The organism is Escherichia sp. WS3063, from assembly GCF_046486595.1.
Classification (GTDB): Bacteria; Pseudomonadota; Gammaproteobacteria; order Enterobacterales; family Enterobacteriaceae; genus Escherichia; species Escherichia coli.
In genome coordinates, this window is the sequence record NZ_JBJQKY010000008.1 from 164,444 (window position 1) to 178,649 (window position 14,206).

At 52.3% G+C, this 14,206-nt stretch carries 13 protein-coding genes; 7 read left to right on the forward strand and 6 right to left on the reverse strand.

The window, feature by feature from the left end; all coding sequences use genetic code 11:
* Positions 1-72 precede the first annotated feature (72 nt).
* The 6 genes from ACJHYW_RS10855 to ACJHYW_RS10880 are packed head-to-tail and all read left to right on the forward strand — an operon-like array spanning position 73 to position 6,114.
* Positions 73-1,236, forward strand: coding sequence for a YhfX family PLP-dependent enzyme (locus ACJHYW_RS10855; protein ID WP_000497318.1), 1,164 nt, complete (start codon positions 73-75; stop codon positions 1,234-1,236).
* A complete protein-coding gene (locus tag ACJHYW_RS10860; protein WP_000090603.1) occupies positions 1,236-2,462 on the forward strand; it encodes a phosphopentomutase in 1,227 nt (408 codons plus the stop codon). Before ACJHYW_RS10855 ends, ACJHYW_RS10860 begins: the two co-directional genes overlap by 1 nt.
* Complete coding sequence (locus ACJHYW_RS10865) at positions 2,459-3,337, forward strand: phosphotriesterase-related protein (RefSeq protein WP_000007152.1); 879 nt, start codon at positions 2,459-2,461, stop codon at positions 3,335-3,337. The genes ACJHYW_RS10860 and ACJHYW_RS10865 overlap by 4 nt, the downstream gene beginning before the upstream one ends.
* Before the next feature lie 10 nt (positions 3,338-3,347).
* A complete protein-coding gene (locus tag ACJHYW_RS10870) occupies positions 3,348-3,701 on the forward strand; it encodes a DUF2620 domain-containing protein (RefSeq protein WP_000719728.1) in 354 nt (117 codons plus the stop codon).
* A gap of 11 nt (positions 3,702-3,712) precedes the next feature.
* Entirely contained in the window at positions 3,713-5,017 is a 1,305-nt protein-coding gene (locus ACJHYW_RS10875; RefSeq protein ID WP_000366844.1) for a YhfT family protein, read from the forward strand.
* Positions 5,018-5,028: 11 nt separating this feature from the next.
* Positions 5,029-6,114: an aminotransferase class I/II-fold pyridoxal phosphate-dependent enzyme gene (locus tag ACJHYW_RS10880; protein ID WP_000847167.1), complete on the forward strand. Its 1,086-nt coding sequence runs from the start codon at positions 5,029-5,031 to the stop codon at positions 6,112-6,114.
* A gap of 106 nt (positions 6,115-6,220) precedes the next feature.
* On the opposite strand, the gene ACJHYW_RS10885 is transcribed toward ACJHYW_RS10880, so the two are convergent.
* The 6 genes from ACJHYW_RS10885 to tsgA all read right to left on the reverse strand — a co-directional run bounded on the left by ACJHYW_RS10885 (position 6,221) and on the right by tsgA (position 13,271).
* Positions 6,221-6,388, reverse strand: coding sequence for a YhfL family protein (locus ACJHYW_RS10885; RefSeq protein ID WP_001031834.1), 168 nt, complete (start codon positions 6,386-6,388; stop codon positions 6,221-6,223).
* 250 nt (positions 6,389-6,638) lie between these two features.
* Complete coding sequence (cysG, locus tag ACJHYW_RS10890) at positions 6,639-8,012, reverse strand: siroheme synthase CysG (protein WP_000349855.1); 1,374 nt, start codon at positions 8,010-8,012, stop codon at positions 6,639-6,641.
* An 18-nt stretch (positions 8,013-8,030) separates the two neighbouring features.
* A complete protein-coding gene (gene nirC / locus ACJHYW_RS10895) occupies positions 8,031-8,837 on the reverse strand; it encodes a nitrite transporter NirC (protein ID WP_000493563.1) in 807 nt (268 codons plus the stop codon).
* Positions 8,838-8,961: 124 nt separating this feature from the next.
* Positions 8,962-9,288 (reverse strand): nitrite reductase small subunit NirD, encoded by a 327-nt coding sequence (nirD, locus tag ACJHYW_RS10900; protein ID WP_000084762.1) that lies wholly within the window; start codon positions 9,286-9,288, stop codon positions 8,962-8,964.
* Complete coding sequence (nirB, locus tag ACJHYW_RS10905; RefSeq protein WP_000049213.1) at positions 9,285-11,828, reverse strand: NADPH-nitrite reductase large subunit; 2,544 nt, start codon at positions 11,826-11,828, stop codon at positions 9,285-9,287. Before nirB ends, nirD begins: the two co-directional genes overlap by 4 nt.
* 261 nt (positions 11,829-12,089) lie before the next feature.
* Positions 12,090-13,271: an MFS transporter TsgA gene (gene tsgA / locus ACJHYW_RS10910; protein ID WP_000185242.1), complete on the reverse strand. Its 1,182-nt coding sequence runs from the start codon at positions 13,269-13,271 to the stop codon at positions 12,090-12,092.
* A gap of 270 nt (positions 13,272-13,541) precedes the next feature.
* On the opposite strand from tsgA, the gene ppiA reads away from it, so the two are divergent.
* A complete protein-coding gene (gene ppiA / locus ACJHYW_RS10915) occupies positions 13,542-14,114 on the forward strand; it encodes a peptidylprolyl isomerase A (RefSeq protein ID WP_000477225.1) in 573 nt (190 codons plus the stop codon).
* The last annotated feature ends 92 nt before the right edge of the window (positions 14,115-14,206 follow it).

Here is a 14,206-nt window from a genome sequence, read left to right on the forward strand (position 1 = left end):
AATCCACGTCGCACAACCTAAATATTCAAAAAAATGAATATTTAATTCAAGGAACAGAAACGAGGCAACAAGATGTTTGTAGAAGCATTGAAACGCCAGAACCCGGCGCTAATTTCCGCCGCACTAAGTTTGTGGCAAAAGGGCAAGATCGCCCCGGACAGCTGGGTGATCGACGTGGATCAGATACTGGAAAACGGTAAGCGGCTGATTGAGACGGCGCGGCTTTACGGCATTGAACTGTATCTGATGACCAAGCAGTTTGGTCGTAATCCGTGGCTGGCGGAAAAATTGCTGGCATTAGGCTACAGCGGCATTGTGGCGGTGGATTACAAAGAGGCGCGAGTCATGCGCCGCGCTGGTTTGCCGGTGGCGCATCAGGGGCATCTGGTACAAATCCCTTGTCATCTGGTTTCTGACGCCGTTGAACAGGGAACTGATGTCATCACCGTGTTTACTCTCGACAAAGCGCGGGAAGTTTCTGCGGCAGCGTTGAAGACCGGACGTGTGCAGTCTGTGCTACTCAAAGTTTATAGCGACGATGATTTTCTTTATCCGGGCCAGGAGAGCGGTTTTGCCCTCCAGGTGTTGCCGGAGATTGTCGCCGAAATCCAGAATCTGCCGGGGTTACATTTGGCGGGACTTACCCATTTCCCTTGCCTGCTTTGGGATGAAGCTGTCGGGAAAGTTTTGCCGACACCGAATCTTCACACGCTGGTACAAGCACGGGATCAACTGGCGAAATCTGGTATTGCGATTGAGCAACTGAACGCGCCTTCAGCGACCAGCTGCACTTCGCTGCCATTGCTGGCGGAATACGGTGTGACTCATGCCGAACCCGGTCATGCGCTGACGGGCACTATTCCGGCAAACCAGCAGGGCGATCAGCCTGAACGTATCGCGATGCTCTGGTTAAGTGAAATCTCCCATCATTTCCGTGGCGACAGCTACTGCTACGGCGGCGGTTACTACCGTCGTGGTCACGCGCAACATGCGCTGGTGTTTACGCCAGAAAATCAAAAGATTACTGAAACCAATCTCAAAACTGTGGATGACAGCAGTATCGACTACACCCTGCCGCTGGCAGGCGAGTTTCCGGTAAGCAGTGCAGTAGTGCTCTGTTTTCGCACGCAGATTTTTGTCACCCGTAGCGATGTGGTGTTGCTGTCCGGTATTCACCGTGGCGAACCGGAAATCGTCGGTCGTTATGACAGTCTTGGAAACTCTCTGGGGGCGTAATGGCGCGATTTGTGGTGTTAGTGATTGATAGCTTTGGCGTAGGCGCAATGAAAGATGTCACGCTGGTGCGTCCACAGGATGCCGGGGCGAATACTTGTGGTCACATCCTGAGCCAGCTGCCGCATTTGCAGCTACCAACGCTGGAGAAGTTGGGGCTAATCAACGCATTGGGTTATGCGCCAGGTGATATGCAGCCGTCAGACTCCGCAACCTGGGGTGTGGCAGAGCTGCAACATGAAGGTGGCGATACCTTTATGGGGCATCAGGAAATTTTAGGCACGCGCCCGTTACCGCCGCTGCGGATGCCTTTTCGCGATGTGATTGACCGTGTTGAGCAGGCATTAGTTTCCGCCGCTTGGCAGGTGGAGCGCCGTGGCGAAGAGTTGCAATTTCTGTGGGTCAATCAGGCGGTTGCGATTGGCGATAATCTCGAGGCGGATTTAGGCCAGGTCTATAACATCACCGCCAATCTCTCTGTGGTCTCTTTTGACGACGCAATCAAAATTGGTCGTATCGTGCGTGAGCAGGTACCGGTCGGGCGGGTCATTACATTTGGCGGCCTGTTAACCGACAGTCAACGCATTCTCGATGCCGCAGAAAGCAAAGAAGGGCGCTTTATTGGCATCAACGCGCCGCGTTCTGGCGCTTATGACAACGGTTTCCAGGTCGTGCATATGGGCTATGGCGTCGATGAAAAAGTGCAGGTGCCACAAAAACTGTATGAAGCAGGCGTGCCAACCGTGCTGGTGGGTAAGGTGGCAGATATCGTCAACAATCCTTATGGCGTGAGCTGGCAAAACCTGGTGGATAGCCAGCGGATTATGGATATCACCCTCGACGAATTTATCACCCATCAGACAGCGTTTATTTGCACCAACATTCAGGAAACCGACCTCGCTGGTCACGCAGAAGACGTCGCACGTTATGCCGAACGTTTGCAGGTCGTTGACCGTAATCTTGCTCTCCTGGTTGAGACGATGCAGCCAGATGATTGCCTGGTCGTGATGGCGGATCACGGTAACGATCCGACAATCGGTCACAGCCACCATACCCGCGAAGTCGTGCCGGTGCTGGTTTATCAGCAAGGCCTGGCTGCCACGCAGCTTGGTGTTCGCACCACGCTCTCCGATGTGGGCGCTACCGTGTGTGAATTTTTCCGTGCGCCACCGCCACAAAATGGTCGCTCTTTTCTTTCCTCCCTCCGGTTTGCAGGAGACACCCTATGAGTTTTGATTCAACGGGCTACACCCTGGCCCATGAGCATCTGCATATTGATCTCTCCGGCTTTAAAAACAACGTGGACTGCCGCCTTGATCAGTATGCGTTCATTTGCCAGGAGATGAACGACCTGATGGCACTGGGTGTGCGTAATGTGATTGAGATGACCAACCGTTACATGGGGCGCAATGCACAATTTATGCTCGATGTAATGCACGAGACGGGGATCAACGTGGTGGCCTGTACCGGTTATTACCAGGACGCGTTTTTCCCGGAACATGTGGCGACCCGCAGCGTGCAGGAACTGGCGCAGGAGATGGTCGATGAAATTGAGCAGGGTATCGATGGCACGGAGCTGAAAGCCGGGATCATCGCGGAGATCGGCTCCAGCGAAGGGAAGATTACGCCGCTGGAAGAGAAGGTGTTTATTGCCGCCGCGCTGGCACATAACCAGACCGGACGTCCGATCTCCACGCATACCTCTTTTAGCACCATGGGGCTGGAGCAACTGGCTCTGTTGCAAGCCCACGGAGTTGATCTTTCGCGCGTCACCGTCGGCCACTGCGATCTGAAAGACAATCTCGACAACATTTTGAAGATGATCGATCTCGGCGCGTATGTGCAGTTCGACACCATCGGCAAGAACAGTTACTACCCGGACGAAAAGCGGATTGCGATGCTCCATGCGCTACGTGACCGTGGGTTGCTGAACCGCGTCATGCTGTCGATGGATATTACGCGGCGCTCTCATTTAAAAGCCAACGGTGGTTATGGCTATGACTTTTTATTGACCACCTTTATTCCGCAATTGCGCCAGTCAGGATTCAGTCAGGCCGATGTGGATGTGATGTTACGTGAAAATCCCTCTCAATTTTTCCAATAAGGACAGACTCATGAAAAAGATTGGTGTTGCAGGCTTACAGCGTGAGCAGATTAAAAAAACCATTGAAGCGACGGCTCCTGGCTGTTTTGAAGTTTTCATTCATAACGACATGGAAGCGGCGATGAAAGTGAAATCCGGGCAACTGGATTACTACATCGGCGCGTGTAATACCGGTGCGGGCGCGGCATTGTCGATTGCCATCGCGGTGATTGGCTATAACAAAAGTTGCACCATTGCCAAACCAGGCATTAAAGCGAAAGACGAGCATATCGCCAAAATGATCGCTGAAGGAAAAGTGGCGTTTGGCCTTTCCGTTGAGCACGTCGAACACGCGATTCCGATGCTGATTAACCATCTGAAATAAAAGGCACGACTATGGATCTGTATATTCAGATTATCGTGGTGGCGTGCCTGACGGGTATGACATCGCTTCTGGCGCATCGCTCGGCAGCCGTTTTTCATGACGGTATCCGCCCGATCCTGCCGCAACTGATTGAAGGCTATATGAACCGTCGCGAGGCGGGGAGTATCGCTTTTGGTCTGAGCATTGGTTTTGTGGCCTCGGTGGGGATCTCCTTTACCCTGAAAACCGGCCTACTCAACGCATGGTTACTCTTTCTTCCTACCGATATCCTCGGCGTACTGGCGATAAACAGCCTGATGGCGTTTGGTCTTGGTGCTATCTGGGGAATATTGATCCTCACCTGTCTGTTGCCAGTAAACCAGCTGCTGACCGCGCTTCCGGTGGATGTATTAGGTAGCCTGGGGGAATTAAGCTCGCCGGTGGTTTCAGCTTTTGCACTGTTCCCGTTGGTGGCGATTTTCTACCAGTTTGGCTGGAAGCAAAGTCTGATCGCCGCCGTGGTGGTACTGATGACCCGTGTGGTCGTCGTGCGCTATTTCCCACATCTTAACCCTGAATCCATCGAAATCTTTATTGGTATGGTGATGCTGCTGGGGATCGCGATAACTCACGACCTGCGTCATCGTGATGAAAATGACATTGATGCCAGCGGGCTTTCGGTGTTTGAAGAACGCACGTCACGGATTATCAAAAACTTACCGTATATCGCCATCGTGGGAGCATTGATTGCCGCCGTTGCCAGCATGAAGATTTTCGCCGGTAGTGAAGTGTCGATCTTCACTCTGGAGAAAGCGTACTCCGCAGGCGTAACGCCGGAACAATCGCAAACGCTGATCAACCAGGCAGCTCTGGCGGAATTTATGCGCGGACTGGGTTTTGTGCCGTTGATTGCCACCACCGCGTTAGCCACCGGCGTATATGCAGTTGCGGGCTTTACCTTTGTTTATGCGGTGGGCTATCTCTCGCCGAATCCGATGGTTGCAGCGGTATTAGGCGCAGTGGTTATTTCGGCGGAAGTCCTGCTGCTTCGTTCGATCGGCAAATGGCTGGGGCGCTACCCGTCGGTGCGTAATGCGTCGGATAACATCCGTAACGCCATGAATATGCTGATGGAAGTGGCGTTGCTGGTCGGTTCGATCTTTGCAGCAATCAAAATGGCGGGCTATACCGGATTCTCTATCGCGGTTGCCATTTACTTCCTCAACGAATCCCTGGGCCGTCCGGTACAGAAAATGGCGGCACCGGTCGTGGCAGTAATGATCACCGGTATTCTGCTGAATGTTCTTTACTGGCTTGGCCTGTTCGTTCCGGCTTAAGGAAGGCACCTATGAAGACGTTTCCTCTGCAAAGCCTGACGCTTATTGAGGCGCAGCAAAAGCAGTTTGCGCTGGTGGATAGCATTTGTCGCCATTTTCCCGGCAGCGAGTTTCTTGCTGGCGGTGATTTAGGCTTAACGCCGGGGCTGAATCAACCGCGCATTACCCAGCGAGTGGAACAGGTGCTGGCTGATGCATTTCACGCACAGGCTGCAGCGCTGGTACAGGGCGCGGGTACTGGCGCGATCCGTGCGGCGTTGGCGGCTTTGCTCAAACCGGGGCAGCGTCTTCTGGTGCATGACGCGCCTGTTTACCCGACGACTCAGGTCATTATTGAGCAGATGGGGCTGACGCTTATTACTGCTAATTTCAATGACCTGTCGGCACTGAAGCAGGTCGTCGACGAGCAACAACCAGATGCCGCGCTGGTGCAGCATACGCGCCAGCAGCCGCAGGACGGCTACATTCTGGCAGATGTGCTGGCAACGCTGCGCGCAGCAGGTGTTCCAGCCTTAACCGATGACAACTATGCGGTGATGAAGGTGGCGCGCATTGGCTGTGAATGCGGGGCGAATGTCTCGACATTTTCCTGCTTCAAGCTATTTGGGCCAGAGGGTGTTGGCGCGGTGGTAGGCGATGCTGATGTTATTAACCGTATTCGCGCCACGCTCTACTCCGGCGGCAGCCAGATTCAGGGCGCTCAGGCGTTGGAAGTCTTGCGTGGGCTGGTGTTTGCGCCAGTGATGCACGCGGTGCAGGCGGGGGTATCTGAACGGTTGCTGGCTTTACTTAACGGTGGCGCAGTGGCGGAAGTGAAAAGCGCGGTGATTGCCAATGCGCAGTCGAAGGTGTTGATTGTGGAGTTTCATCAGCCGATTGCCGCCAGAGTACTGGAAGAGGCGCAAAAGCGCGGTGCCTTGCCTTACCCGGTTGGTGCAGAGTCGAAATATGAAATTCCGCCACTTTTTTATCGACTTTCCGGAACGTTTCGCCAGGCGAATCCGCAGTTAGAACATTGCGCGATTCGCATTAACCCAAATCGCAGCGGTGAAGAGACGGTATTGCGGATTTTGCGCGAGAGTATTGCCGACGTTTAATTCTGGGAACGATGTTTTTCGAAGAGTATGGAGAAAAAATACGCCCTCGGAAAATCTCGAGGGCGTCAGGCAATTAAATCAGCATCAGCCAATTTCTGTCAGAGACTTACTGTGCAGTAGGACCGCAACCGCCAATGATTTTAGAAATAGAAATAGCTGGGTGCAGCAGGTAGTCGTAAGAGCAGTTCTTATCACGGTTTTCAATATGACCAGTACATGCAGTTAACGTAGCCAGTACCGCACCTACCAGTGCAACTTTAATAAATTTGTTCATTTACATTCCCTATGTATTATATATTGATTAATATTCATTGATTATATGAATATAAGCAGACTGCTCATTAAGAATGATACAGGAATATTTAATTGGCGTCAGTGAACGAATGACTTAATTTTGTAAGTCGCTGTAACGGTGAATATAACCCATTAGCAGATAATATTTATTAAGGGGGGTATTTTTATCTGCTGAATATATAAAGAGAGTTGTAAACGAAAAAGGCCAGAATTCTCTGGCCCTGGTTAAATTAATGGTTAGAGAACCAGTTCAATTTATCGCGCAGGCCAACAACCCGACCAATAATAATTAGCGATGGACTGTTCATTTGCTGCGCCAGTTCGCCCAGCTGCGTGAGCGTACCGTCAATCACGCGCTGCGTGACTGCCGTTCCGTTTTCGACAATTGCCACCGGCATTTCGCCAGGCATACCGTGTTCAATCAGCTTTTGCTGAATAGTCGCGGCCTGATTCAACCCCATATAGAACACCAGCGTCTGTTTTTCTGCCGCCAGGTTTTCCCAGTCCAGTTCGCCACCGGTTTTTAAGTGTCCGGTAATTAAGCGTACGCTCTGGGCATAATCGCGATGCGTGAGCGGAATACCCGAATAGGCAGAGCAACCAGAAGCTGCGGTAATACCCGGAACCACCGAGAACGGAATGCCTGCATTGCACAGTGTTTCCAGCTCTTCGCCACCACGGCCAAAAATAAACGGATCGCCGCCTTTCAGTCGCACCACGCGTTTGCCTTTTTGCGCTTCCCGCAGCAGGATCTGGTTAATCTCTTCCTGCGGTACGCAGTGGTATCCCGCGCGTTTGCCGACGAAAACGCGATCAGCATCGCGGCGTACCAGATTCATAATATCGTCAGAAACCAGACGGTCGTAGACCACCACATCTGCCTGCTGAATTTGTTGCAGTCCTTTCAGTGTCAGCAGCCCGGCATCGCCCGGACCTGCGCCAACCAGCACCACTTCACCGCGATGGTCGAGCGGTTCGTTGATTAATTGTTCGGTCGTTTCAGTAATGGCTTTCTGATCGTTGTTTGCCAGCGACTGCGCCAGACGGTCATTAACGAACAGTTTTTCCCAGAAACGGCGACGTTCACCCATTGTGGCGAACTGTTGTTTCACTCGACCGCGTAATTGCCCGGCGTATTTCGCTACCTGGCCCAGATGCAACGGCAGCAGTGATTCAAGTTTTTCACGCAACAGGCGTGCCAGAACCGGAGAGGTGCCGCCAGAGGAGACCGCGACCATGAGCGGTGAGCGGTCAATAATTGACGGCATAATAAAGCTGGCGGCTTTCGGCGCATCGACCACGTTACAGAAGATGCGACGAGCTTCAGCGGCTTCACTGACGCGCTGGTTAAGCGCGTCATCATCTGTCGCTGCAATCGCCAGCCAGCAGGTGTCGAGAAGGCTTTCATCAAATGGCCCTTCGACGAGGGTTAACATGCCTGCATCTGCCCATGCGGTGAACTGTGGAATAAACGCTAATGCATTCACCGTTAAGCGAGCGCCTGCGTCTAACAGCAACCTTGCTTTGCGTTCCGCGACATCACCACCGCCGACAATCAGACAGTCGCGATCGCGTAATTGGCAAAATATAGGCAAATGATCCACGTAAAAACCCCTTAGTAATTAACCGGCAGCTGTTTCAGTTTGATTAAATTTGTCCGCAACCGGACGATTCGCTTTCGGCGTAGCATACCAATAACCCAATCCCATGAATACGGCACCTGATAAAGTATTACCCAGCGTCACCCACAGCAGGTTATGACCAATACCCGCCAGCGTGTAGGCTTCGCTGTGGTTGCCAAACCAGGAGAGGGCGAACAGCGTCATGTTCGCGATGGAGTGCTCGTAGCCGGACGCGATAAATGCCAGCAGACACCACCAGATAGCGATAAATTTCGCCGCCCCTTCAGTGCGCAGCGCCATCCAGATAGCCAGGCAAACCAGCCAGTTACACAATGCACCTTTGAAGAACAGTACCATTGCCGGTGCAGTGGTTTTAGCCAGCGCGACGGAGTGAACGATGCTGGTATCTACCGGCAGCAGGCTACCGCCGCCCCAGCTATAGAGCATGGCAACAAAGACGGAACCAACCAGGTTACCCAGCCAGGTTTGCGGCAGGATTGCCCACATTTGCCCGTGGCTGATAGTGCCCGCTTTCACTCCAAAGGTGAGGAACATGGTGTGTCCGGTGAACAGTTCAGAACCAGCAATAATGACCAGCGTTAAGGCGATACCAAAGGTCGCGCCCATCACCAGAGGACGTACGGACGGGTCGAGCAAATTACCGAGCGTGAAAATCAGGATGATCCCAAGACCCACATACGCCCCCGCCATTGCGGAGCTGACCCAGAAGCCGAGCGGGTTATTTGCCGACAGGCGTGCAATGCGCGCAGCGTTAGCCGCACACTTATTAATAGTGTCTGTAAACATTTGATTATCCTTTAAAAAATAAAAACAAAAAATAAAACAAAAAGTTTAAAAAATGTCCTGCAATATACCAAGGTTATTACAGGACCATGCAAAAAGGGGAGGCATTGTGCCTCCCGTTAAAACATTAACCGCGTAGCTGCACCACGCCGTCTTTCACTCGCGCGTCGTAATGCTTGACGGAAAACTGTTCGTCTTCCATGCACAAGCCGTCGCTTAAGCGAAAACGCTGTTTTTTCAGCGGGCTGGCGACCCACAGCTCGCCCTGGTGTTCCGCAATCAGCCCGCGTGACAGCACGCTGGACTCGAAGAACGGGTCGATGTTGCTGATCGCAAACACCTGGTCGCTGTGATACGGGCGGAAAATTGCTACCTGCTCGTCACCTAACAGCGCGCAGACGCCGGTTTCAGGCAGGATGTCATCGATTTTGCAGATGTCTTTCCACTGGCTCATGCGTTGTCCTCCACCAGAGTTACCGGGATACGTTCATACGGCGTTGCCGGACGGTGCTGTTCGCGCTCTGGCACCATCTGCACGTTCGGGTCACGCTTGTCGCTGTTGATGAAGTGTTTGAAGCGAGTCTGCGCGGACGGTGTATTGACCGTTTCAGTCCACTCACACACTACCGCTTCACGCAGGCGCGCCATCTCTTCTTCCAGATGTGCGTTCAGCCCCAGTTTGTCGTCAATAATCACCGCTTTCAGGTAATCGATGCCACCTTCGAGGTTTTCTAACCACGGCGCGGTACGCGTCAGTTTGTCGGCAGTACGGATGTAGAACATCATGAAGCGGTCGAGATATTTGATCAGCGTTTCGCGATCGATATCCGCTGCCAGCAGATCCGCATGACGCGGTTTCATGCCGCCGTTACCGCAAACATACAGGTTCCAGCCTTTTTCAGTGGCGATAATACCCACGTCTTTACCCTGAGCTTCTGAACATTCACGGGTACAGCCGGAGACACCGAACTTCATTTTGTGCGGAGTCCGGATGCCTTTGTAGCGGTTTTCCAGTTCCACGCCGAGGCCGACGCTGTCGCCCACGCCGTAGCGGCACCAGGTGCTACCCACGCAGGTTTTCGCCATACGCAGTGCTTTCGCATAGGCATGACCGGTTTCGAAGCCGGCTTCAATCAGCTGACGCCAGATCTCCGGCAGATCGTCTTTCTGTGCGCCAAACATCGCCAGGCGCTGGGAGCCGGTGATTTTGGTGTAGAGATTAAATTCACGCGCGATACGACCTACTGCCATCAGCCCTTCCGGGGTGATTTCACCGCCCGGAGAACGCGGGATCACCGAGTAGGTGCCGTCTTTCTGGATGTTAGCGAGGAAGTTGTCGTTAGAATCCTGCAGCGGAGTATGTTCCGGCTTCAGAATGTATTCGTTCCAGCAGGAGGCCAGCAGCGAACCGACGGTCGGTTTACAAACTTCACAACCGTAACCTTTGCCGTGTTTCGCCAGCAGTTCTTCGAAGGTTTTAATGCCTTCAACGCGGATCAAATGGAACAGTTCCTGACGCGAATAAGCAAAGTGTTCACACAGGTTGTTGTTAACTTCGATGCCCTGTTTCGCCAGTTCCGCGTTCAGTACCTGAGTGACCAGCGGGATACAGCCACCGCAGCCAGTACCCGCTTTGGTTTCAGCTTTCAGCGCCGCAACGGTGTGGCAGCCTTTGTTGATAGCAGCAATCAGGTCGCCTTTGGTGACGTCGAAGCAGGAGCAGATTTGCGCGCTGTCCGGCAGTTTATCAACACCGATAGACGGCTTACCGCTACCAGAGTGCGCCGGCAGAATCAGAGAATCCGGGTTTTCCGGCAGCTCGATAGCATTCAGCACCAGTTGCAGCAGGTTGCCGTAGTCGCTGGTATCGCCCACCAGTACCGCACCGAGCAGGGTTTTGTTGTCTTCGCTGACAATCAGGCGTTTGTAGATCTCTTTGCTTTCGTCGAGGTAAACGTAGCTACGTGCGCCAGGCGTGCGACCGTGCGCATCACCAATACCACCTACGTCTACGCCCAGCAGTTTCAACTTGGCGCTAAGGTCAGCACCTTCAAAGGCGTTTTCGCTACCAAGAATATGGTCAACGGCGACCTGCGCCATTTTGTAGCCAGGTGCTACCAGACCAAATACACGGTTGTTCCAGCTTGCGCATTCACCGATGGCGTAGATATCCGGATCGGAAGTCTGGCAGGAATCATTGATGACAATCCCCCCACGCGGAGCAACGTCCAGACCACACTGGGTTGCCAGCTTATCGCGCGGACGGATACCGGTAGAGAAGACGATAAAGTCAACTTCCAGCTCGCTGCCGTCGGCAAAACGCATGGTTTTACGCGCTTCGACACCTTCCTGCACAATCTCAAGGGTGTTTTTGCTGGTGTGAACGCGCACGCCCATACTTTCGATTTTGCGACGCAGCTGCTCGCCACCCATCTGATCAAGCTGTTCCGCCATCAGCATAGGGGCAAATTCGATAACGTGGGTTTCAATACCTAAGTTTTTCAGCGCGCCAGCGGCTTCCAGACCTAACAGGCCGCCACCAACAACGGCACCGCGTTTGCTGCGACGGGCGCAGGATTCAATGGCGTTGAGGTCTTCAATAGTGCGATAGACAAAGCAGTCCTGAGTATCAGAACCTTTGATTGGCGGGATCCACGGGTAGGAACCGGTCGCCATGATCAGCTTGTCATAAAAAACGGTGCGCCCGGCGCTGGAGTGAATCACCTTCTCCTGACGGTTGATGGTGATAGCGCGTTCGCCGACCAGAACTTTGATGCCGTGTTTCTCGTAGAAGCCTTCGCGCACCAGCGACAGCTCTTCGGCGGTGTGGTGAGAGAAGTAAGACGAGAGGTGTACGCGGTCATAAGCGATGCGCGGTTCTTCACAGAAAACGGTAATATCAAAGTTGGCCGCATCAGATTTATCAAGAAGATCTTCGATAAAGCGATGGCCGACCATACCGTTACCGATAATTGCGAGTCTGACTTTGCTCATTTTTGCCTCGATTTCTTTTCTATTACCGCCTACCTTAACGATTCAGCAACCCCGCTTATTGATGTAAATCAAATTCACCTTTATATACTCCTTAAGGGGTATATTGCTGATTTGTATAAATTTTCTTAAGTTGCGGAATTGTCTGACATTTCATGTTTGTGCAAAAAATGGACAAAATGAACGGGTTTATAGAAATAGATGCACGTAGCGGGGGAAGAGAGGAAAAGGCCGGACGACGATAGTGCCGTCCGGCATGAGCAATTAATGAGAGGTCAGGGTGTTATGCTGACGGTGACGGCTGACGAAACCTAACAGGAAGCACATCACAAAGACGACAGCGTACAGACCGTTTGCCGTCAGCAGCGCCGCCTGCGGACCACTATGTTCAACAATCGGGCCGGTAACCACAAAGGTCAACATAGTACCGATGGTCCCGCAGGTCAGGACAAAGTTAACCAGTTTTGGCGACGGTACTTTGGTCTGCTGTGAACCCAAAGTGATGATGGTGGTATAGATCGCGCTGGAGAAGAAGCCCAGGGCGAGAATTGACCACGCCATATGTGCCGGTGTTCCGGTGTTAAAGACGTACATCAGAATCGCAGCCAGACCAGCCAGTACGGTCAGAATGCGTTGCAAATCAAAGAAGCGAAGAATAAAGCTGAACGCCCACATGCCGACCATGTATGACATCCAGAAGTTACTCACCAGCGTGCCCGCGTCGTTCAGGCTCATGCCCAGGCCTTTGGCATACTCAGGCACCCAGGAGATAAAACCTAACTGACCGAGGATGTAGCACAGTGCCGCAATGGAGAGAAACAGCACGCCGATCCCCCATTTTTCTTTCGCTACCGGAGCGTCCGTTTTTGGCGCATGTTTACCCAGCGCCGGGAACTCACAGCCGAAGGTCAGAATAAAGATAGCGACGTACACCAGCCCGATGCAGGCATAAACCCAGTACCACTCAATGCTGCGCGCCAGTAGAAACGCGGCGATCATTGGGAAAATCATCCCGGCCATACTGAAGAAGGAGTCGGTAAATAACAGGCGTGAACCGCGCTGACGTCCTTCATACATTTGTGTTACCAGGAATGTACCAATCGACATGGTGATGCCGCTGACCACCCCGAGAATGAACATCGCCGCCGAGAACAGTGCCAGGCTGTGGCTGAACATCAAACCGGCAACCGCCAGCACCATCAGGAGAAAGCCAAAACGTAACTGCGTTTTCAACGGGACGATTTCCATCAGCCAGGCGTTGAGGAAGATAGAGATTAAAATGCCGGCGTTGAGGAAGGTGAAGGTATTACTCATACTGGAAACAGGCAGATTGAAATAATCGGCGATATTTCCCATCACCATCCCGGTGACAATAACCAACGCACCGGTCAGTGCGTAGGAGAGAAAGCTAATCCATGTGAGCTTGATGCGATTGCTGTTAGTCATGATTGGCCTGCGTTCAAAAATAAAATGGCATAGCGGGATATGCCGCGAGCGGGCGATTTTAGGTGATTTTGTGATCTGTTTAAATGTTTTATTGCAATCGGTTGCTAAATTGCATTTTAAGAGGTGATTTTGATCACAGAATAAAAAGTGATCGTCAGGTTACATATATTTCAGATACGTAAAATTAGGTAAAGGGATGGCCTTGTTCTTGAAGGCTATTTAGAATCTCTTCACTTGCTTTTTTTCTGCTCTGTTTGTTAAGGAAATCTCATGTTCAAATCGACCCTGGCGGCGATGGCTGCTGTTTTCGCTCTTTCTGCTCTTTCTCCCGCAGCAATGGCAGCGAAAGGGGACCCGCACGTATTGTTGACAACCTCAGCTGGTAACATCGAACTGGAGCTGGATAAACAAAAAGCGCCAGTGTCTGTGCAAAACTTTGTCGATTATGTGAACAGTGGTTTTTATAACAACACGACCTTTCACCGCGTCATTCCTGGCTTTATGATTCAGGGCGGCGGTTTCACCGAGCAGATGCAGCAGAAAAAACCAAACCCGCCAATCAAAAATGAAGCAGATAACGGCCTGCGCAACACGCGTGGCACCATCGCGATGGCGCGTACCGCTGACAAAGACAGCGCCACCAGCCAGTTCTTTATCAACGTTGCCGATAACGCCTTCCTTGACCACGGTCAGCGTGATTTCGGTTACGCGGTATTTGGTAAAGTGGTGAAAGGCATGGACGTTGCCGATAAGATTTCCCAGGTGCCGACTCATGACGTTGGTCCGTACCAGAATGTGCCGTCAAAACCGGTAGTTATCCTTTCCGCTAAAGTGCTGCCGTAATGATTTCTCGCGCGGGCAATCTTGCCCGCGCTTCTGCTCTCCCGGCGTAACCCGGATTTGCCGCTTATACTTGTGGCAAATGGACACGTTCA